Here is a 20665-nt window from a genome sequence, read left to right as displayed (position 1 = left end):
GTGTTTATGAAGAAAATTTTATTACTTGCTACCGGCGGGACGATTGCTTCCGTTGAGGGAAATGAGGGACTAGCCCCTGGCTTAACTGCGGAAGAATTACTCCATTTCTTACCAGAATCGCCTAGCAATGTAAAAATAGATGGTAAAATTTTAATGAATATCGATAGTACGAATTTGCAGCCGGAGCATTGGGTAATGATTGCGAATGCCATTTATAAACATTATGATGAATATGATGGATTTGTGATTACGCATGGAACGGATACATTAGCCTATACATCGTCAGCGCTTTCTTATATGCTACAGGGCCTGAAAAAGCCTGTTGTTCTAACCGGATCACAAGTTCCGATCAGTTTTAAAAAAACCGATGCCAAGAAAAATGTTGCGGATGCACTAAGATTTGCCAGCGAGGATATTGGCGGCGTGTATATTGTATTTGACGGCCGGGTTATTCTCGGAACGCGGGCGGTTAAAATGCGAACCAAAAGCTATGACGCTTTTGAGAGTATTAACCACCCATATGTGGCCTATATCAATAAAAATGAGGTCAAATATCATTGGAAGCCTGAACCATCGAGTGGACCTATGTCCTTAAATACGAATTTGTGTACAGATGTTTTTCTAATGAAATTATACCCTGGCACAAAGCCAGAGATTTTTGATTGTCTGAAAAATTTATACAAAGGAATTATTATTGAAAGTTTTGGTAATGGCGGGCTACCTTTTGAAGGAAGAAATTTGCTTCCTAAATTGCAGGAGCTTACCGAACAAGGGATTGCCGTCGTTATTACGACACAATGTCTCGAAGAAGGCGAAGACTTGCTCCTATATGAAGTAGGACGCAAAGTTGCTCAGTACAAAGTGATTTTATCCGGGGATATGAATACCGAAGCCATCGTTGCCAAATTAATGTGGGCACTTGGACAAACAGATTCTTTGGAGCGGGTCAAGGAAATCATTGAAACCCCGTTGGCTGGAGATTTAACCATTAAAACAGAAGATGAGTAATGGGACGGTTTTGTAAGAACCGTTAAATTTAAGGAGAGCGAGTATAGTATGTCAGTTACAATGAATCAAATGCGAATAGAAAAAGATTTTTTAGGAGAGAAAGAAGTTCCTGCTAACGCCTATTATGGGGTCCAAACACTCCGAGCAGTTGAAAATTTCCCTATTACAGGATACCGGATTCATGAAGAATTGATTACAGCAATGGCGATTGTGAAAAAAGCAGCCGCACTTGCGAATATGGATGTTAAACGACTATATTCCGGTATTGGGGAAGCCATTGTGAAAGCTGCAGATGAATTAATCGAAGGCAAATTGCACGATCAAATTATCGTTGACCCGATTCAAGGTGGGGCAGGGACTTCGATTAATATGAATATCAATGAAGTCATTGCCAACCGCGCATTAGAATTGATGGGGAAAGAAAAAGGGGATTATGCCCATTGCAGCCCTAATAGTCATGTCAATATGTCGCAATCGACCAATGATTCCTTCCCGACCGCGATTCATATTGCCGTGCTTAAACAATTGGAAAAATTACTGGCAACTATGGAAGATATGCATGCTGTTTTCCAACAAAAAGCCCAAGAATTTCATCATGTGATTAAAATGGGGCGTACCCACCTTCAGGATGCTGTACCGATTCGGCTTGGACAAGAGTTTGAAGCCTATAGCCGTGTATTGGAACGTGATATTAAACGGATTCAACAGTCGCGCCAGCATTTATACGAATTGAACATGGGAGCAACAGCAGTTGGTACTGGTTTAAATGCAGACCCTCGTTATATTGAATTAGTTGTAAACTATTTGGCACAAATTAGCAACCTGCCATTGACCGGTGCAGAACATCTTGTAGATGCGACACAAAATACCGATGCTTATACAGAAGTATCCGCTGCATTAAAGGTTTGCATGATGAATATGTCGAAAATTGCCAATGACTTGCGTTTAATGGCCTCCGGTCCGAGAGCAGGTTTAGGTGAAATCACGCTGCCGGCCCGCCAGCCAGGCTCATCCATCATGCCAGGGAAAGTAAATCCGGTTATGGCTGAAGTAATCAATCAAGTAGCATTTCAAGTCATCGGCAATGACCATACAATCTGCCTTGCATCCGAAGCAGGACAGCTGGAGCTGAATGTGATGGAACCTGTTCTTGTATTTAATCTGCTGCAATCCATCAGCATTATGAATAATGCCTTCCGTACGTTTACGGACAATTGCTTAAAAGGAATCAAGGCGAATGAAGAAAGATTAAAAGAGTACGTAGAAAAGAGTGTAGGCGTCATCACAGCGGTTAACCCGCATATTGGATATGAAGCAGCAGCACGCATTGCCAGAGAGGCAATCTTAACTGGCGCTCCAATTCGGGAACTTTGTTTGAAATATGATGTCTTAACAGAAGAGGAACTTAATTTGATCCTAGACCCGTATGAAATGACACATCCTGGCATCGCAGGCGCTGTTTTATTGGAAAGACAGTGATATATTTTAGAAGGAGAAGAGAAATGGTCTTTTCTCCTTTTTTGTATTTGGGGCAGCGAGATTGTAAGAGAATTCCATACTCATTCCAAGTGATTGATAACAGAAGCGAGAGTAAACAGTTTAGTTCCGTACCTAACTAAAGAGTATTGGAACTGGAATCCGAGAAAAAAAGCCAGCTTCGGGTTTCAATCAAAGGTATTGGAACTGGAATCCGAGAAAAAAAGCCAGCTTCGGGTTTCAATCAAGGGTATTGGAACCGGAATCGGCAAAAAGAAGCCTAGTTTTCGTACCTAATCAAGACGCTTGGAACCGGTAACAGAAGAAGGAAGGATATCTGGGAGAGGCAGACTAACTTTCCTTACGAATTCTAAAGAGTCTGCCTTGGGAGTTGATTGCTAAATATTTCTACAACCCCGGCAATATTCTTTACTACATAATCAGCATAAGTTTGGCCCCCGATATTGTGAGTATCAATTAAAATTGTTCTACATCCCAATTTATTCGCTGGAATGATTTCATTAATGGCATTGTCACCAATGCTAAGAATATTTGAAAATGATACATGATAATGGTTACGAATAATTTCGAAATATTCTTCTGATTTCACGGGCTTCTGCCCTTTAAAGATTTTATAATCAAAAAAATCCCTAAGCCCCAGCTTTTTCAAAATTACTTCACTATCTTTTTGAGGGGAATTTGTATAAAGGACTAGTTTTTTTGTTTTACTTAACGAACAAAGTATTTCTTTGAAGCCGGGAATTTCCTTCATTTGAAAATCGGGAGACATCATATATTCTCTTGTTTGTAAAAATGCTTGCTCGGCACCATCATCAGAAATACCATAATGTTTGGCAATCGAAACTGGGATCCACCAGAAGTCCCCTACATTCAAGAGCGAGTGAAAATTAAATTTCAATTTCTCTGAATAAAGCTCCCTTACCTTATCCTCGGCCAGTTTTTTTCCTGCCCAACTGATAGCATGAAGAACTTTTCCATCCCTTTGGATTAAAATAAGATCTTTGACAGCATCATATACCGAACCTACTTTTAATGGGTGCTTATTTTCTTTGACTAATTGATAATCCTTATAAAAATCATCTCTGTTTTTCGGATTTAACTTTTCGCATAACCGCTCGGCATAAAAGTTAAAATGATGCGTATCATCGTATAGAGTTCCATCAAGATCAAAAACAATGACTTCAATATCCTTTAACATCTGATTGACAGTCCTTTAAATGATTGGATTGATTTATTGTGTGCCAAAATAAAGAGAATAATCAACATATTGTCGATAAATTTGAAATTTGTGTTGATATCCATCCAAAATATGTCGATATCCATTAAAACTAATTGATATCCTTCAAAAATGTGTCGATATTAGCAGCTCATCAAAAAAAGGGCGTAAAATCACGCCCAAATAATTTTATAATGATTGCTCAAGCTCATACCAATAGTAACAAAGTGTTTCCAACCCTTTATCGAAATTTTCCAGATGGAAATGTTCATTTGGAGCATGGAAGTTTTCATCCGGCAATCCAAAACCCATTAACACAACTGGCTTTCTTAAAATTTGATCAAATGTTGCGACAATCGGAATGGACCCGCCCATGCGTGTAAAGGATGTTGGAACATGATATACTTTTTCATACGCTCTTCCGGCTGCCTGAATAGCAGGGTGGTCAAAAGGCGTCACAAATGGTGCTCCTTTGTCCAACAGGGTTATATTTACCGTTACGCCAGGCGGTGTATGGGATTGAATATGTTTTTGCAAAAGCTCCACAATCTCATCCGGGTCCTGATTAGGGACAAGGCGGCAGGTGATTTTTGCATGAGCTTCAGAAGGGATAACCGTTTTAATTCCTTCTTCTTGGAAGCCACCATAAATTCCATTTACTTCAAGGGTCGGACGCACCCATGTTCTTTCTACTGTTGTATAGCCTTCTTCACCAAACATTTCCGGCACTTCCAATTGCTCAATGAAGGATTGATCGGTAATGCCTAGCGATTCATAAGCTGCTTCTTCAGCAGCTGTTAGTTCAGCCACTTTATCGTAAAAACCTTCAACGGTAATTTGGCCTTTTTCATTGTGGAAAGAGCTGACAATTTCAGCTAAGGCATGAATCGGATTTTGAACCGCTCCACCGTACAACCCAGAATGGAGGTCGCTTTTTGCTCCTTTTACATCAATCTGCAGGCCGCAAAGCCCCCTTAAACCGTAGCAAACGGCAGGCTTTCCGTGTTCGATCATACTAGTATCGGAAATTACGATAACATCTGATGACAATAACTCCTTGTTTTCCTCTACAAAGAGAGGCAGGTTCGGGCTTCCCACTTCCTCTTCCCCTTCAATTAGAAATTTGACATTGATTGGAAGGGTGCCTGTCGTTTCAAGAATCGCCTGCAGTGCTTTGATATGCATAAACACCTGCCCTTTGTCATCGCTCGCCCCGCGCGCATAAATCTTCCTGTCACGGATCTCAGCCCCAAATGGCGGACTTTCCCATAAATGAAGCGGATCAACTGGCTGAACATCGTAATGGCCATAAATAAGAACAGTAGGTTTCCCCTCGGCTTTTAACCATTCACCATACACAACTGGGTGCCCCTTTGTCTGATGCACTTCAACCTTCTCCATCCCAATTTCTTGAAGGGCATTCGCAACCCATATAGCTGCTTTTTGCACATCTTCCTTATGTTCCGGTAGTGAACTGATACTGGGAATTGCCAATAATTCTTTTAATTCTTCTAAATGGTTTTCTCTTTTTTTGGTTAAATATGTAATAATCGACTGATTCAATGAAAAAACCTCCTGGTAATTAGTCTTTTTTTAACTATTCTTCTTATAAGAAAATTTTCCTGCTAATTCCAATAAGTATTGAATCTTGAAAATTAAAAAAATGAATAAGAACTTAATGGACATCATAAACAAAGGCAAAAGGAACAAGCTAACGAATAGAATCTGCAGCAGTAGAGGTGTAAACATGAGAAGAAGATTGGGAATTTCCATTTTGATAATTGCTTTGTTAAGCATTGCAGTTATTGGCTGTAATACACAAAACACAGAACAGAAGTCTTATCCAATTCATCCAACCAGACAGGATGTACAAACAAACTCCCCTATTCTAAAAATGGATTCTGTTGGTTCAACACATGCGTTAGTAAACCAGTTGAAAAATAATCCGTCGATCAAAACGATTCATCATACCGCTAACATTAAGAGTCATTACTATAAGAATGAGGCCGTTGTTGATTTTCACAATAATCCAGACGATGCCAGTTTAAATAAAATGCTCCGGGATATTGATGGTTTCGTTAAAGAAAAGCTTGATTCCACATTTATTTTTAAATCCAATTCCAAATCGACAGAAGCGTTATTACATTATTTTAAACAAATGAAAAACGTATCGTTTACGGAGCCACACTATATTTATCTGAAAAATGAAGTCAATGATACGTACTACTTGAATTATCAGTGGAATTTGCCTGCGATTGCGACGGAGGATGGTTGGACGATAAACCGTGGTTCAAAAAAAATAAAAATCGCTATTGTCGACACGGGAGTAGATCTTCAGCATCCTGATTTGGCAAATCGGATTGAGCCAGGATTTAACGCGATTAACAATACCAATAATCCGGATGATGATAATGGTCATGGCACACATGTAGCTGGCATTATTGCTGCAGATACAAACAATCATATAGGAGTTGCTGGGATTACTTGGTACAATCCGATTATACCTGTCAAAGCTCTAGGTTCTGACGGAGCAGGCGGTTCTCTGAATGTTGCAAAAGGCATTATATGGGCAGTGGATCATGGGGCAAAGGTCATCAACTTAAGCCTCGGAAATTATCAGCCTTCCGCAGTATTGGAAAAAGCGATCCGCTATGCACATAATAAAGATGTTGTATTAGTGTCCGCAGCGGGAAATGATAATTCCAGCAGACCAAGCTATCCAGCTGCTTATCCAGGTGTCATCGGGGTTTCTGCCATTGACTATAATGGAAACCGTGCGTCATTTTCGAATTACGGAAATTATGTGGACGTCGCTGCACCTGGTGTTGAAATTGCCAGTACCTATCTTCACGGACAATATGCTGCTCTTTCAGGGACATCCATGGCAGCACCGCACGTAACCGCTTTAGCAGCCCTGATTAAGTCTGTAGATCCAAGTTTAAAAAATACAGAAGTCATCGACATTATTACAAAAACAACCCAAAAGGCGGGACAAACAGGCCCAAATCCTTACTTTGGAAATGGAATAATCGATAATGTTAGTGCATTACAGTATGCCTCTCAGCACAAAAATAAATTTGAAGGAGCAGTGTTTCCAAATTTAGGAGAATAGACGAACACCCCCCAAAGCCCTATCAAACTATACTTGATGGGGCTTTTTCCGTAAGAGGCACACGCTCTTTCCCTTTTATATTTACTAAAATAACACCGGAAATGGCAATGATTCCGCCAATGATGGAAAGTGTACTTGGCCACTCGTGAATCCAGAACCAGGCGACGACAATTGCAACAATCGGTTCTAGATACAGCGTGCTTGAAACTGAACTGGCTTTGCCTGCTGCAAGGGCAATGGCCCAAGTTGCATAGCCAATTGCTGTTGGGAAAATTCCGATATAAAGAGCGGATAGACTCGCTTCCATTGATGCATGGTGAAGATCGTGCAGCAATCCAGGGAAGAAAAATAAAAATGGCAAAGTTCCGGCCCATGTGAAATAAGCAGTTAATTCCATGGATGTGTAGCGGGTGTACAGTGACTTTTGATAAACAAACATAATAGAGGTTGCCAGTGCAGCAGTTAATATATACAAGGATTCTTTTGGAATGTTTAAAGAAGTTCCTCCGGATGATCCAATGGTAATTATAAAAATACCGGCAAAACCAATAATTAATCCACCCCAACCCCATTTTCCGAGCCGTTCTTTTAACACAAACATGGCGATAAGAGAGGTGAATATCGGTCCGGAGCCAATCAGCATGCCAGCAGTACCAGCCGAAACAGTTCGTTCACCAAACGTAACGCCAAGATGATAAATCGTGATGCCAATCCAGCCAAGAACTGCTATTCGGAGAAGATCTTCTTTTCGTGGCAGACGAAATTTAACCCCCGGCCATAAAGCATAGACCGCAAACAGAACCGATGCAATGAGATACCGTATCAAAATTAAATGGCCTGCCGAATATCCGCCCTGCAATCCAACCCGAATCGCCGCAAAAGAAGAACCCCAAATCAAAACGGTGAAGAGGGCAATACTAAATGCTTTAATATTCAAGTCTGTTCCCCCCCAATTTCTTATTTCCTAATTTCAAGGGTATCATGGTTGGAAGGTAAATGTAAATATGAACGCCAATTGAATTTGAAAATCTATTTGCCAGGCTGATCTGCAGCATGGAACTTTAAATAGCCAGTCTCCGGAGAAAAATATGAAGCAGTGGAACAGTCACATCTCAGCCTTTATTTACGTAAAGAAAGCACTTTGACCTCGAAAATTGTCCACCTCCAGTGCCTTGCCCCTCGGGACAGACCAAGGCGTTTGCGCTTTTCTAATAAAAAATATGTAAGATTTTATAACACGGTTGTTGAATGGACAGAAGATTCAAATTAATATGTTAACTATATTTCCATGGTATGGAAGAATAAACGGGAGGAACTGTTATGACCAAACAGAAATTAGTGTTAGTAGGTAACGGTATGGCTGGAGTAAGAACGATTGAGGAAATTATTAAGTTGGCACCAGACAGGTTTGAGATCACGATCTTTGGGCGTGAACCTTATCCTAACTACAATCGGATCCAGTTATCAAAGGTTTTGCAGGGAGATACTTCCATCAAGGATATTACCATTAATGATTGGCAATGGTATGAAGATCACCAGATTCTTTTATATCCTGGAGAGACAGTTATTAACATTTATCCGGAGGATCAGTTAGTTTTTACAAGCAAGGGACGGAAGGTTCAATATGACAAATTGATTCTTGCCACTGGGTCTCTTCCTTTTATGCTGCCAATCCCGGGAGCAAATAAAGAAGGAGTTACAGCCTTCCGTGATATCAAAGACTGCGAAAGAATAATTGAATATTCAAAAATGTATAAAAAGTCTGCGGTAATCGGCGGCGGCTTATTGGGACTGGAAGCAGCAAGGGGACTGCTAAATTTGGGAATGGAAGTCAGCGTAGTACACCTCGGCGATTACTTAATGGATAGACAGCTTGATAAAACAGCAGGGAAGCTGCTGCAAAAAGAGCTGGAGCTTCAAGGAATGAAATTTTACCTTGAAAAACAGACAAAAGAGATTTTGGGAGATCAAAAAGTTAAGGGATTGCGCTTTCATGACGGACAGGAAATTCCAGTCGATTTAGTTGTCATGGCTGTGGGCATCAAACCCAATATCCAATTGGCGAAAGAAAGCGGAATTCCGTTTAACCGAGGGATTCTAGTCAACGATTGGCTTGAAACTCAAGCCCCGAATATTTACGCTGTCGGTGAATGCGCAGAGCATAGGGAGACGGTTTATGGGGTGGTAGCGCCTCTTTATGAACAAGGAAAAGTTTTAGCGAAAAGGATTTGCGGCAAGGAGTCACTTCCTTATAAAGGCTCTGCTGTATCCACACAATTAAAAGTTTCGGGCGTGGATGTCTTCTCAGCAGGTGAAATTTTCGAGAATGAGCAAATAAAAACAATCATGTCGTATGACGATTATCGCGGAATTTATAAAAAGATCCTGATTCGGGACGGGAAAATAATTGGTGCAGTGCTGTTTGGAGATACCGGTGAAGGAAACAGATTATTCAATCTCATAAAAAAAGAAGCCGATATTTTTGAATATACATTAAGCTGTAGAAATGAACAAAACGGATGCAGCCTAGTCGCTACCATAGCGGACGAAGAAATCATCTGCGGCTGTAACGGCGTAAAGAAAGGTACAATTGTTAACGCGATTCAATCTCAAGGATTGACGACTGTTGAACAAGTGAAAGGATACACAAATGCCTCCAGATCATGCGGAGGATGTAAATCTTCAGTAGCCGATCTACTTGAATACACGCTGGGAGATCAGTTTAAAAGACAAGAGCAAAATGAACCGATTTGCAGTTGTACCACACTTTCAAGAGATGATGTCATCAAGGAAATTCGTGAAAAAGTTTTAACTATGACAATGGAAGTAATGAGAGTTCTGAACTGGAAAACGGAAGATGGCTGTTCCAAATGCAGACCGGCACTGAATTACTATTTAGGAATGCTCCATCCGCTCCTGTATCAAGATGAACGGGAATCCCGTTTTGTGAACGAAAGACTTCATGCAAATATCCAAAAGGATGGCACTTTTTCGGTTGTGCCAAGGATGTATGGAGGCGTCACCAATGCAGAGGAATTACGGAGGATTGCGGATGTTGCCGAAAAATATAATGTTCCGCTTATAAAACTGACTGGTGGACAGCGAATTGATTTAGTAGGTGTAAAGAAAGAAGATCTTCCGAGTGTATGGGCTGATCTCGGGATGCCATCCGGATTTGCCTACGGAAAATCACTTCGGACAGTAAAAACCTGTGTGGGAGATACTTTCTGCCGATTTGGCACCCAAGATTCTATTGCAATGGGAATCCGGATGGAAAGGAAATTTCAACGTATCAGCATGCCCCATAAGGTAAAGATGGCTGTGTCTGCCTGTCCAAGAAACTGTGCAGAATCAGGAATTAAAGATCTCGGCGTTGTCGGAGTGGATGGAGCATGGGAAATCTATGTCGGAGGTAATGGCGGGACCCATTTAAGGGCGGGTGATCTTTTCTGCCGTGTAAAAACTCAGGAAGAAGTGTTAGAGATGGCAGGGGCTTATTTACAGTATTACCGCGAAACGGCTCATTACTTAGAGCGAACCTCCATATGGGTAGAACGATTGGGGTTAGAGCATATTAAATCCATATTGGCTGACAAAGATACCCGCCAAGCTTTAAATGAGCGCCTCGATGAAACATTATCGGTATTAAAGGATCCATGGCAGGAGACGATTAATAGCGGCGAGATTCAAAAGGAACTCTATAAAACTGTCAATATACCTGTAGATATAAAATAGGAGGGATGGATTTTGAAAGCGATGCGTTACCGAATAAAAGTAGGGTCATTGAATGATATTCCTGAAAGATTAGGAAAAACTGTCAAAATTGGCCCAAACGAAATTGCCATCTTCCGGCTTGCCAATGGAGACATTCGTGCGATTGAAAACCGCTGCCCGCATAAAGGCGGCGTCCTGGCCGAAGGGATGGTCAGCGGAGAGTATGTCTACTGTCCTATGCATGACTGGAAAATCAATTTGAAAGATGGAAAGGTTCAAGCACCAGACTTCGGTTGTATTAAAACCTATGAAACGGAAATCCAGAATGGAGAAGTCATTGTGATTTTGTAAGGTAATCTTTTAAAAGAGAGATATAAAAAAGGACATAGGAGGTCTAAACTGAAGAATCCTACAAAAAAATCAAATGATCATAGCTTTATAAAAGGTTGTTTATGCATATTTCACTATGAAAGGTAGTGTCAAAAGTTCTATGAAAACTCAGTAGGTGTATTGGCTCTATTCCATTTATTGGGTGGTAAACTCACGCAATCGCTATGAAAACATGAGGTGGAATCATGGAAGAATTCAATGGATATCAAGGGAACAAAAAAATTCTCTTATTCACTACTTTTGCGTTTTTTTTAACCTTTGTTGTTTGGTTTAATATGGCGCCGTTTACCACAACCATTATGGCAGCTCTTCACTTATCAAAGGCAGAAGTGGGAATTTTAATGAGTTTTAATGTCGCCTTAACGATTCCAGCCCGGATTGCCATTGGCCTGCTTGTTGACCAATTCGGACCAAGAAGAACTTATTCCGCGTTATTAATCTTAATGAGTATCCCTTGCTTCTTTTTTTCCTTTGGAAACACCTTTTGGCAGTTATTTATTTCGAGGATTTTCCTTGGAATCATAGGGGCAGGGTTTGTCATTGGAATTAGGATGGTATCTGAGTGGTTCCCAGAGAAACAAATCGGATTGGCAGAAGGTATTTATGGCGGCTGGGGAAACCTTGGCTCTGCAGCTGCAGCCTTTTCACTGCCTCTAATCGCTCTTTGGATGGGAGGAGAGAATGGATGGAGATATGCGATTTGCCTTACAGGGATACTCTCTTTGATTTATGGATTTATTTATTATTTTTCCGTTCAAGATGTCCCAAATGGAAAGCCATATAGACTGGTCAAACGAAGAGGCGCAATTGAGGTCACTTCTCTGAATGGTTTATTGGGCTTAATGATTATGACTTTTCCCGTTTATGGCATTTTAGGTGTGCTTACTTGGAAACTGGAGACAGCATCCATTATATCGATGAAAATTGCTGTAGTGCTATATGGGGCACTCGCTGTACTATACCTGGTGAATCTGTCTAAAATATGGACCGATAACCAGGAGGTATTTGGCAATGAGATTCATGAAAACGAAAGGTATTCGTTCCGTCAAGTTGCCATTCTCAATCTGGCTTACCTGATTACGTTTGGTTCTGAGCTTGCGGTTGTTTCGATGCTCCCTATGTTTTTTCAGCAAACCTTCCACCTTTCTGTGGCAAAGGCGGGAATGATTGGGGCCAGCTTTGCTTTCACAAACCTTGTTGCACGGCCTCTTGGCGGCTTTCTAAGTGACCGGTTTGGCAGAAAAAAGATGTTATTGATTCTCTTATTAGGCTTAAGCATTTCGTACATTGGAATGTCGTTTATTTCTTCAGAGTGGCCGATATTTTTGGCAATTTTGTTAACCATGTTATGCTCTATTTTTGTTCAGGCAGGAGCAGGATCCGTGTTTTCCAAGGTTCCGTTGATTAAGAAAAAGATTACGGGGCAGGTGAGCGGGATGGTCGGAGCAGATGGAAATATCGGTGGCGTCATCTTTTTGACGATATTGGGCTTTGTCACCTCTTCTATCTTTTTTATGGTGATTGGCAGTACCGCTTTCCTATGCTTTGTAGCCGCTATTTTCTTAGAAGAACCATCTGAAAGAGAATGTGTGTATGATCCAAAAGAAATAAAACAGAAAATCACCGTTAGTACGGTTAGAAAAGGATTTGATTAGTATGAAAGATTTTCTGGCAAATTTTCAAACAAAATACAAAGAACTGAATAAAGAAGATATTTATGATGCCAGATGCCCCTTTTGCAGTGTCCAATGCAGTATGCAAGTTATCGAGGAGCGTATTGTCAGCCGAAAGGTTTTTAAGGTAAAGCCCAACAAAGAAGATCCTGTCTCTGGAGGCAGGCTTTGTATTAAAGGGGTCAATGCCCACGAACATGTCGTAAATGGCCAGCGGATTCTCTATCCTTTATTAAAAATTGACGATGAATTTCACCGTGTTTCTTGGAGCTTGGCCCTTGATTACATTAAAGAAAAGCTTGTTAAGCTTCAGGCAGAGCATGGAAACGACAGCTTGGGTGTTTATGGAGGGGGCTCATTAACGAATGAAGAGGCCTATTTGCTGGGGAAGTTTGCCAGGGTTGCCCTTAAAACAAAATATATCGATTATAACGGAAGGTTTTGTATGTCATCTGCTGCAACAGCCGCCAATCTTGTATTTGGAATGGACCGCGGTCTGACCTGTGAATTATCCGATATTCCGGAGGCAGAGTGTATTATACTGGCAGGAACTAATATTGCAGAATGCCAGCCTACTTTGATGCCATATTTTCTTAAAGCCAAGAAAAAGGGAAGTTTCATCATTGTGATTGATCCAAGAGAGACGTTGACAACGAAGCTGGCAGACTTGCATATCAAGGTAAGACCCGGTATGGATGCAAATCTGATCAATGGAATGTTGAAGTTCATAGTAGAGAAAGGTTACGTAGATCATTCCTTTGTCAAAGAAAGGACGAAAGGCTTTGAGAAACTGCAGGAGTTTTTGCAATCTGTTAAATTGCAGGTAATCTCCGAGTTAACTGGAGTGTCGGTACATGTTATCGAATTAGCAGCCGAGAAATTTGGGAAATCCAGGTCGGGTATTGTACTGACAGCAAGAGGAGTAGAACAGCATGCCAGCGGGGTCGAAACCGTCAAGAATTTTATTAATCTGTCTTTAATCACCGGGAAAATCGGCAGGCGTGGCTGCGGCTATGGTTCGATTACAGGGCAGGCGAATGGCCAGGGGGGAAGAGAGCATGGGCAAAAAGCAGACCAACTCCCCGGTTATCGGTCTCTGAGTAATCTTGCACATCGAAAATATATTGCCGGAGTATGGGGCATCAGGGAAATGGAATTACCTAGGAAGGGTGTTTCAGCATATGAGATGATACAAAAAGTGGCCGAGAAAGAAATAAAGGGTCTATTTATTATGGGCTCCAATCCAGTAGTGTCCAGTCCAAATGCCATTTTCGTAGAAAAAGCTCTCGGTCAATTGGAATTTTTAGTTGTGGCCGATTTATTTTTATCCGAGACAGCTCGGATGGCGGATGTCATTTTACCAACGACTTCCTATCTGGAAGATACGGGAACCGTAACGAATCTGGAATGCAGAGTCGTGCTTCGGGAAGGAATGCGAAGGAAACTTGGTGAGACAAAGCATGATTGGGAAATTCTCTGTGAACTTGCAAACAAAATGGGTAAAAGCGAGTATTTTTCTTATTCCAGCGCAGAAGAAATTTTTGAGGAGCTGAGAGTGGCGAGTAAAGGCGGCATAGCAGATTACTATGGAATAACCTACCAGCGGTTAAAGGATGAGCAAGGGTTATATTGGCCTTGTCCTGTGGACGGTCATCCAGGTAAAAAGCATTTGTTTACAAGTTCTTTTGCTCATGAAGATGGAAAGGCTGTTATATTTACAGTAAAGCAGCAAGTGCCGAAGGAGACGATTAGTCCAGAGTATCCATTATTTCTGACGACAGGGCGTATCATGCATCATTATTTGACGGGAGTACAAACAAGAAAATGCTCAAAGCTAAAAGGTTCGGTGTCTGAACCTTTATTAATCATCCATCCAGAAACTGCTAAAAAGTATCAAATTGAGGAAGGCGTCTTGGTGAAGGTTCAATCGAAGAGGGGCTGTGCTGTCATGAGGACATCATTTTCACCGGGTATTCGCGAAGATACTCTTTTCACTTCGTTTCACTGGGGAGACCTCCAAAGCATCAATAGAGTAACTAACCCCGTATTAGATCCGCTTTCAAAAATGCCGGAATTTAAAGTCTGCGCGGTAAAAATTACTTTACTATAGGGGGATGAACCCCCCCTGTAGTAAGATTTCAAAAAAAGCAAAGATTCCTTATTATGCTGCAATCTTACACTTATTTCACCTGTTTTCTTTTATGCAGCTGTTCGAGGACCAAAGGAATAAATTCTGTATAACTATCAATATGAAAGTCTGCTTCAATACTTTGATTTTGAAAGGCAACGGTTGGAATTTGTAACTTCCTTGCCGGAATCAAATCCAAATCACGGTCGCCTACGACCAAATGAATAGGGTGATTTTTTAATACATATTCATAGGAAGAACAGTCAGGCTTTCTTGCAAAGCCTTGTTCTTCAACCGACACAATGTCTTTAAAATATTTTGTTAACTGAAATTTCTCAAGGAGGTAAAGAGTAGACTCTTTATCTCGATGAGTGACAATAACGTTGGTTTCAACAGATGACAACGCAGTCTCAACGTGATCGAACGGCCTGCTGCTAATTTTTGCATAATGGTTATATAACCTTTGGTATTCTTCCCTTTGATCTTCATTAATACCATAATGTTTAAAAGCTGTTTTAGAATCAATTTTTAGCCATTTCAAAACTTCACCGCGGTTAAGGTTCCTCCCGCTTAAGGAGACAAATCCTTCAACAAGCGCCGGATAGGTATCAAAAAGTGTTCCGTCGAAATCCCACAATACGTTAATCGTAATCCCTCTTTCAAAAATTTTTACTTTAAAGAGATTACCATATTGTGAAAGATCACGCAAAAATCACCCACTACAGTATCGGCTCCTCCTTCGCCAAATACCATGGCAGCCACTCATGCTGCCCCCACTGATAAACACTATAACGCTATTTTGTTAATAAACTATGACACGGATGTTAATCATTCATTAAATAACATGGTCTAAATCTTACGAAAATCCTATATTTTATAAGGAGGCTTAGCACATACAAAATGAAAAGGGGCGGGAACAAGGTGTTTGCTGTATCTTTTCTCGAAAACAAAAATGTTTTGTTACTTCAGCTCTTGATACGTATTCCATCTGTAGGTGAGGAGTTAAAAATTAAAGGCCGTAAAGCTAAAGTTTTGAAAGTCGAGAATGTTGATGACAAAAAAGTCCATGTTCAAGTCGCCTTAGAAGCTGTTGCAAAGAAAGATATGAAGCTTGTCGATCAATCCAAAAGGAAAAAACGATAACCCGAACAGACCTAGAGCTGTTCGGGTTTATGTATTTAATCTCCTGTAGGTTATGCTTTCGTTCCTGTGATACAATCATTATTATGTATTTACCTTCTTTAAGGAAGGAGCAGGAACACGAACATAGCTTTAAATCATAAGATCATTAAAGAGATGTGTGGTGTTGTCTCCTATAAACGAGGAGATTATTTTTATCGTATGAATAAAGTAACCATTCAAGAATATCATCCTGAATGGTGCCGGGCAACCGTTACTGGAGAAGAAGAATTCCAGGTGAAAATTGTAACAGATGCTACAGGCAATCTAAGAACAGAATGTACCTGTCCAAAGCTTACATCTTTTAAAAAGGATTGCCAGCATATTGCTGCTGTCTTATTAGCGATTTATGAACATCAACGGCAGGAAAAATGGACGATTTCTCATTCAGCGAGCAGAGATTTATCGGAAGGTTTGCTGAATCTTTTTTCGGAACAGCCTGTCCGTTCTAGCGGACAGCAGCTGTATTTTGAAAATAGACAAATTCTTGATGTGGAGTTTATATGTAAACCAGTTGCTTTAGCCGATGGACGTACGTTGTTTGAAATAGCATTAAAGCTTGGACAGGATAAAGTGCAAAATATCTGTTTATTTCTGGAACAAGTGAGAGAAGGTACGGCTAGTTCCTTGTATGATCCTAGCCTTCATTGTTTCGACCGGCAAACGGATGCAATTATTCAAGAGCTTATCCAGTGGCTCTGGATGAAAAAGTATTTGGTGAGGCTGATTCGAAAAAGGATCGCCGTCAAATTCTATATATTCCTCCCAGTTCATGGGAACGACTGCTGCCATTACTCCAAAAAGCACCTCGGGTAAATCTGGAGTATGAAGGCCAAACATTCACCGGGCTTACGTTAACAGATCAACCGCTGCCACTGCAGTTTCACTTTCATATAACAGAGAACGGAACCTGTCAACTGGAGGTTTCTGGCTTTGACCGGATCCTAATTCTTGATCACTATAGAACGGTTATATTTGATGGGAAATTGAATCTGTTAGAAGTTCAGGCATGTAAACGTCTGATTGAGTTAAAACAGATGCTAAGCGTTTCCGGAACAAACTCGATTCCAATTTCTCAGGAGCAGGTTTCTTTTTTTCTAGAGAAAGTGGTACCCGAGTTGAAAAAACTCGGCAAAGTGACGCTGGCCGAAGCGTTAACGAAAAAGATTTTGAAGAAGCCTTTAGTGGCTAAGCTTTACTTGGACCGGGTGAAAAATCTGTTGTTGGCAGGACTTGAGTTTCACTATGAACATGTGATCATTCACCCCTTGGTAAATAGGGAGCCTCCAGAAGGGGTAATGGTGTTCAGGGATATAGAAAAGGAAGAGGAAATCCTTCAGCTAATGGAGGAAAGTTCGTTTGCTAAGACGGATGGCGGCTATTATTTGCAAAATGAAGAGCTGGAATATGAGTTTTTAGTAAATACGGTCCCGAAATTGCAAAAGCTTGCACATGTATATGCAACGACTTCAGTTAGAAATCGAATTGTTAGAGATCCTATCAAACCTCGGCTGAGGGTGAAGGTGCAAAAGGAACGATTGAACTGGCTGGAATTCAAATTTGAAATAGACGGTATTTCTGATCAGCAGATTCGTGATGTTTTGGCGGCTTTAGAGGAAAAACGAAAATACTATCGATTGCCAAACAGTTCGCTATTATCGCTTCAAACGAGAGAATTTGAATAAATTCAGCGGTTTCTTCAAGCTCCAAATGTTCAGAAGAAGGATATTGCAGCCGGTTTGGACTTGCCAATGGAGCAATGTCTCGAGCTCTTGGATTCTGTTGAGATCAGCGATACATTCGAGCTGGAACAATCGTTCCGACAGTTCCTAGATACCCTTCACAATCCCGACCGAATAGAGTTTGAGGTGCCCGAAGGTCTTAAATCGGTTCTTAAAGATTATCAAAGATTCGGGTTTAAATGGATGAAAACACTTGCCTATTATGGATTTGGCGGAATTTTGGCCGATGAGATGGGACTTGGTAAAACCGTTCAAAGCATCGCCTTTATTGTTTCCGTGCTTTCCGAAATACGTAAGGAAAAGTTGCCGTGCCTTATTGTTTGCCCATCTTCCTTGTCTTATACTGGCTTAGTGAAATAGAGAAATTTGCACCTGATTTAAAGGTAGTTGTCTTAGATGGGACGAAGGACGAACGCTCTAAGCTATTGAAGGAATTCGAGGATATGGATATCCTGATTACTTCCTATACACTATTGCGGAGAGACATCACCTGGTTTTCGGCCCAATCTTTTCATACAGTGTTTTTTGACGAGGCACAAGCATTTAAAAATCCATTGACGCAAACAGCGCGAGCGGTAAAGAAGCTCACTGCCCGGCATCGTTTTGCGCTAACCGGGACACCAATTGAGAATTCACTTGAGGAATTGTGGTCCATTTTTCATGTTGTCTTTCCGGAGCTTTTTCGTGGACTGAAGGAATTTAGTAAGCTACCGCATGAAAACATTGTCCGAAGAATCCGGCCGTTTTTACTTCGGAGGGTAAAGGAGGATGTTCTTCCAGAGCTTCCTGAAAAAATCGATTCATTGGAATTGGTTGAACTACTGCCTGAACAAAAGAAATTATATGCAGCTTATTTAGCGAAACTGCGACATGATACATTGAAACATCTTGACAAGGATACGATCCGGAAAAAATCGTATTAAGATTTTGGCGGGTTTGACACGGCTCCGGCAAATTTGCTGTCATCCGGGCTTGTTTGTCGATGGCTATAAAGGGAAGTCAGCGAAATTTGACCATTTAATGAGGATCATAGAGGAATCAAAGCAATCAGGAAGACGGTTATTAATTTTTTCTCAATTTACGAAAATGCTTGAGTTCATTGGCATAGCATTAACTAGAAAAGGGCTGTCTTTCTTTTATTTGAATGGGCAAACTCCAGCGGAAGAGCGAGTAGAAATTTGCGAACGCTTTAACCGCGGAGAAAGGGATTTATTCTTAATATCACTGAAAGCAGGCGGAACAGGCTTAAACCTAATGGGCGCAGATACCGTTATATTATATGACACCTGGTGGAACCCGGCAGTAGAGGAGCAAGCGGCTGGCCGCGCCCACCGTATGGGGCAGAAAAACACAGTCCAAGTCATCAAATTAGTAGCCCGTGGAACGATTGAAGAGAAAATGATGGAACTACAGGATAGAAAAAGACATCTTGTGGAAGAAGTAATTGATTCTCATGAGAGAGCAATGGGTGCTCTTACTGAGGATGACATTAGGGAGATCTTGATGATTTTATAAGGAGAGGAAAATCAGGAAGATATTGGTGCCCGAAGCATACGAAAAATAAAAGGTTCGGGCGCGAATTGGGTGATTGGAATGCGAACCACCAAATCTGATCCAGAGTATTCAAATGGTTAAGGGCATCAAAACAATTTTTTCGAAATATTGAAAATTTCCTATTTGCGTATTATAATAACTGCTAAAAAATTGCTATTCTACTATGAATACATGAAACTTGGGGGAATTGAATGAATCTATCAAATGCACAACTGGAATCGGCGCAAACCTCAAAAGACGAAGATTCCTTTCTTAAAGGTGTAAAGGATTGCATCCCGACACTGCTAGGATATTTAAGCATTGGATTCGCGGCAGGTGTAGTGGAAAAGACCTCAGGGCTCAGTATTATAGAAATTGCCTTGTTAAGCCTAGTCCTATATGCTGGCTCAGCACAGTTTATTGCAGCAGGAATGATTGCTGCTAATAGCTCAACAACTGCCATTATCATTACCATCTTCTTTGTAAACTTAAGGCATATTTTAATGAGCGCAGCTCTTTCACCCTATTTCCGCCAGCTTTCTCCGTTTAAAAACATGCTTATCGGTACTTTGCTGACCGATGAGACATTTGGTGTAGCCATCAATAGAGCAGCCCAAAAGCGAAGCATCAGTGAGAAATGGATGCACGGGTTAAATATTACGGCATGGTTGAACTGGGCCGCGGCCAATTTAGCAGGGGCTTTTTTCGGCAATTGGATTTCAGATCCTGAAAAATTTGGGTTAGACTACGCCTTGCCGGCTATGTTTATAGGACTTCTTGTTCTCTCTATGTTAGGTAGGAAAAAACTTAAATTGGACGTCGTTGTGGCGATCATTTCCGTTGTAATGGCTGTTATTGTCAGTTCAATGTTTTCAAGCAGTTTCGGTGTCATCGCGGCAACGCTTATTGCTTCAACAGCAGGGATGGTGGTGGAAAAATGGAAATAAGATGGGGAATTTTGATCATTATTTTAGGAACAGCACTTGTTACCTTTCTTCCCAGGGTCCTACCGCTCATGGTACTTAGCCGATTTGAACTGCCTGAATGGGGAACCCGCTGGTTAAGCTTTGTTCCAATTTCGGTTATGGCCGCATTGGTTGGCCAGGAGATTTTTATGCACGATGGGAAGATTGCATTCTCTTTTGGAAACCTTGAAATGCTGGCCGCCATCCCAACCTTTTTGATAGCGGTCAAGACACGCAGTTTATTGGGAACAGTAGTGACTGGAATCATTTCTTTGATGGTTTTACGCTGGATTTTTTGAAACTAAATAAACAATGAGTCATAATTTACAATAAAAATGTCCTTCATAATCCTAATGAAGGACATTTTTATTGTAGAACAACCATGTTTCGTCCTTCATGTTTGAGGTGAAGAACATTTTTCTTGTCTTTCGCTCAAGTTTTTGTCTTTCATGTCTCGGATGAAGGACATTTTTCTTAAAGTGTACCCAAGTTTTGTTCTTCATGTCCC

Annotated in this window: 14 protein-coding genes and 1 pseudogene; 11 read left to right on the top strand and 4 right to left on the bottom strand. The window is 40.9% G+C overall.

All coding sequences use genetic code 11. The features are described from left to right. Nucleotides 1-6 precede the first annotated feature (6 nt). Both BFU02S_RS04695 and aspA read left to right on the top strand, forming a co-directional pair. On the top strand, nt 7-1008 hold the full coding sequence (locus BFU02S_RS04695) for an asparaginase (protein WP_066367277.1): 1002 nt from the start codon (nt 7-9) through the stop codon (nt 1006-1008). Nucleotides 1009-1056: 48 nt separating this feature from the next. After that, nucleotides 1057-2487 carry an aspartate ammonia-lyase gene (aspA, locus tag BFU02S_RS04690; RefSeq protein ID WP_066367274.1) on the top strand — a complete coding sequence of 477 codons (1431 nt, stop codon included), beginning with the start codon at nt 1057-1059 and terminating at the stop codon, nt 2485-2487. Nucleotides 2488-2854: 367 nt separating this feature from the next. Here aspA and BFU02S_RS04685 read toward each other — a convergent pair whose 3' ends face one another. Both BFU02S_RS04685 and BFU02S_RS04680 read right to left on the bottom strand, forming a co-directional pair. Then, a complete protein-coding gene (locus BFU02S_RS04685; protein WP_066367270.1) occupies nt 2855-3703 on the bottom strand; it encodes an HAD family hydrolase in 849 nt (282 codons plus the stop codon). Between the two features lie 207 nt (nt 3704-3910). Continuing rightward, nucleotides 3911-5284, bottom strand: coding sequence for a dipeptidase (locus BFU02S_RS04680; RefSeq protein WP_066367267.1), 1374 nt, complete (start codon nt 5282-5284; stop codon nt 3911-3913). A gap of 184 nt (nt 5285-5468) precedes the next feature. Between BFU02S_RS04680 and BFU02S_RS04675 the strand changes: the two genes are divergently transcribed. Continuing rightward, nucleotides 5469-6833, top strand: a complete 1365-nt coding sequence (locus BFU02S_RS04675; protein WP_066367264.1) for a S8 family peptidase — start codon at nt 5469-5471, stop codon at nt 6831-6833. Nucleotides 6834-6855: 22 nt separating this feature from the next. Here BFU02S_RS04675 and BFU02S_RS04670 read toward each other — a convergent pair whose 3' ends face one another. Then, nucleotides 6856-7770 carry a DMT family transporter gene (locus tag BFU02S_RS04670; RefSeq protein ID WP_066367261.1) on the bottom strand — a complete coding sequence of 305 codons (915 nt, stop codon included), beginning with the start codon at nt 7768-7770 and terminating at the stop codon, nt 6856-6858. A gap of 383 nt (nt 7771-8153) precedes the next feature. Between BFU02S_RS04670 and nirB the strand changes: the two genes are divergently transcribed. From nirB to nasC, 4 genes are all read left to right on the top strand, one after another. After that, nucleotides 8154-10568, top strand: a complete 2415-nt coding sequence (gene nirB, locus BFU02S_RS04665; RefSeq protein ID WP_066367255.1) for a nitrite reductase large subunit NirB — start codon at nt 8154-8156, stop codon at nt 10566-10568. Nucleotides 10569-10589: 21 nt separating this feature from the next. Further along, complete coding sequence (gene nirD / locus BFU02S_RS04660) at nt 10590-10898, top strand: nitrite reductase small subunit NirD (protein WP_066367312.1); 309 nt, start codon at nt 10590-10592, stop codon at nt 10896-10898. A 224-nt stretch (nt 10899-11122) separates the two neighbouring features. Then, the gene (locus tag BFU02S_RS04655) at nt 11123-12592 is read left to right on the top strand and encodes a nitrate/nitrite transporter (protein WP_066367254.1); all 1470 of its coding nucleotides are present in this window, start codon (nt 11123-11125) and stop codon (nt 12590-12592) included. 1 nt (nt 12593) lies between these two features. Beyond that, on the top strand, nt 12594-14720 hold the full coding sequence (gene nasC, locus BFU02S_RS04650; RefSeq protein WP_066367252.1) for an assimilatory nitrate reductase catalytic subunit NasC: 2127 nt from the start codon (nt 12594-12596) through the stop codon (nt 14718-14720). A 70-nt stretch (nt 14721-14790) separates the two neighbouring features. Here nasC and BFU02S_RS04645 read toward each other — a convergent pair whose 3' ends face one another. Continuing rightward, nucleotides 14791-15447: an HAD hydrolase-like protein gene (locus BFU02S_RS04645; RefSeq protein ID WP_235841982.1), complete on the bottom strand. Its 657-nt coding sequence runs from the start codon at nt 15445-15447 to the stop codon at nt 14791-14793. Between the two features lie 212 nt (nt 15448-15659). On the opposite strand from BFU02S_RS04645, the gene BFU02S_RS04640 reads away from it, so the two are divergent. From BFU02S_RS04640 to BFU02S_RS04625, 4 genes and pseudogenes are all read left to right on the top strand, one after another. After that, on the top strand, nt 15660-15881 hold the full coding sequence (locus tag BFU02S_RS04640) for a hypothetical protein (RefSeq protein WP_066367305.1): 222 nt from the start codon (nt 15660-15662) through the stop codon (nt 15879-15881). 153 nt (nt 15882-16034) lie between these two features. Beyond that, nucleotides 16035-19174 (top strand): annotated as a pseudogene (locus BFU02S_RS04635) (DEAD/DEAH box helicase). A 230-nt stretch (nt 19175-19404) separates the two neighbouring features. Beyond that, on the top strand, nt 19405-20139 hold the full coding sequence (locus tag BFU02S_RS04630) for an AzlC family ABC transporter permease (RefSeq protein WP_066367248.1): 735 nt from the start codon (nt 19405-19407) through the stop codon (nt 20137-20139). Next, nucleotides 20130-20456 carry an AzlD domain-containing protein gene (locus tag BFU02S_RS04625; RefSeq protein ID WP_066367245.1) on the top strand — a complete coding sequence of 109 codons (327 nt, stop codon included), beginning with the start codon at nt 20130-20132 and terminating at the stop codon, nt 20454-20456. The genes BFU02S_RS04630 and BFU02S_RS04625 overlap by 10 nt, the downstream gene beginning before the upstream one ends. Nucleotides 20457-20665: the final 209 nt, after the last annotated feature.

Origin of the sequence: Neobacillus fumarioli NBRC 102428 (genome assembly GCF_001591485.1) — a bacterium.
Taxonomy (GTDB): domain Bacteria; phylum Bacillota; class Bacilli; order Bacillales; family Cytobacillaceae; genus Neobacillus; species Neobacillus fumarioli.
The sequence above is the reverse complement of the archived record's forward strand: the minus strand, read 5'-3'. Positions and strand labels throughout refer to the sequence as shown.

What these genes read in the sequence shown, in the direction of transcription:
- BFU02S_RS04675 (WP_066367264.1), top strand. Translation starts at nt 5,469, where the DNA reads ATGAGAAGAAGATTGGGAATTTCCATTTTGATAATTGCTTTGTTAAGC.
- nirB (WP_066367255.1), top strand. Translation starts at nt 8,154, where the DNA reads ATGACCAAACAGAAATTAGTGTTAGTAGGTAACGGTATGGCTGGAGTA.
- BFU02S_RS04630 (WP_066367248.1), top strand. Translation starts at nt 19,405, where the DNA reads ATGAATCTATCAAATGCACAACTGGAATCGGCGCAAACCTCAAAAGAC.
- nirD (WP_066367312.1), top strand. Translation starts at nt 10,590, where the DNA reads ATGCGTTACCGAATAAAAGTAGGGTCATTGAATGATATTCCTGAAAGA.
- BFU02S_RS04625 (WP_066367245.1), top strand. Translation starts at nt 20,130, where the DNA reads ATGGAAATAAGATGGGGAATTTTGATCATTATTTTAGGAACAGCACTT.
- nasC (WP_066367252.1), top strand. Translation starts at nt 12,594, where the DNA reads ATGAAAGATTTTCTGGCAAATTTTCAAACAAAATACAAAGAACTGAAT.
- BFU02S_RS04685 (WP_066367270.1), bottom strand. Translation starts at nt 3,703, where the DNA reads ATGTTAAAGGATATTGAAGTCATTGTTTTTGATCTTGATGGAACTCTA.
- aspA (WP_066367274.1), top strand. Translation starts at nt 1,057, where the DNA reads ATGTCAGTTACAATGAATCAAATGCGAATAGAAAAAGATTTTTTAGGA.
- BFU02S_RS04695 (WP_066367277.1), top strand. Translation starts at nt 7, where the DNA reads ATGAAGAAAATTTTATTACTTGCTACCGGCGGGACGATTGCTTCCGTT.
- BFU02S_RS04655 (WP_066367254.1), top strand. Translation starts at nt 11,123, where the DNA reads ATGGAAGAATTCAATGGATATCAAGGGAACAAAAAAATTCTCTTATTC.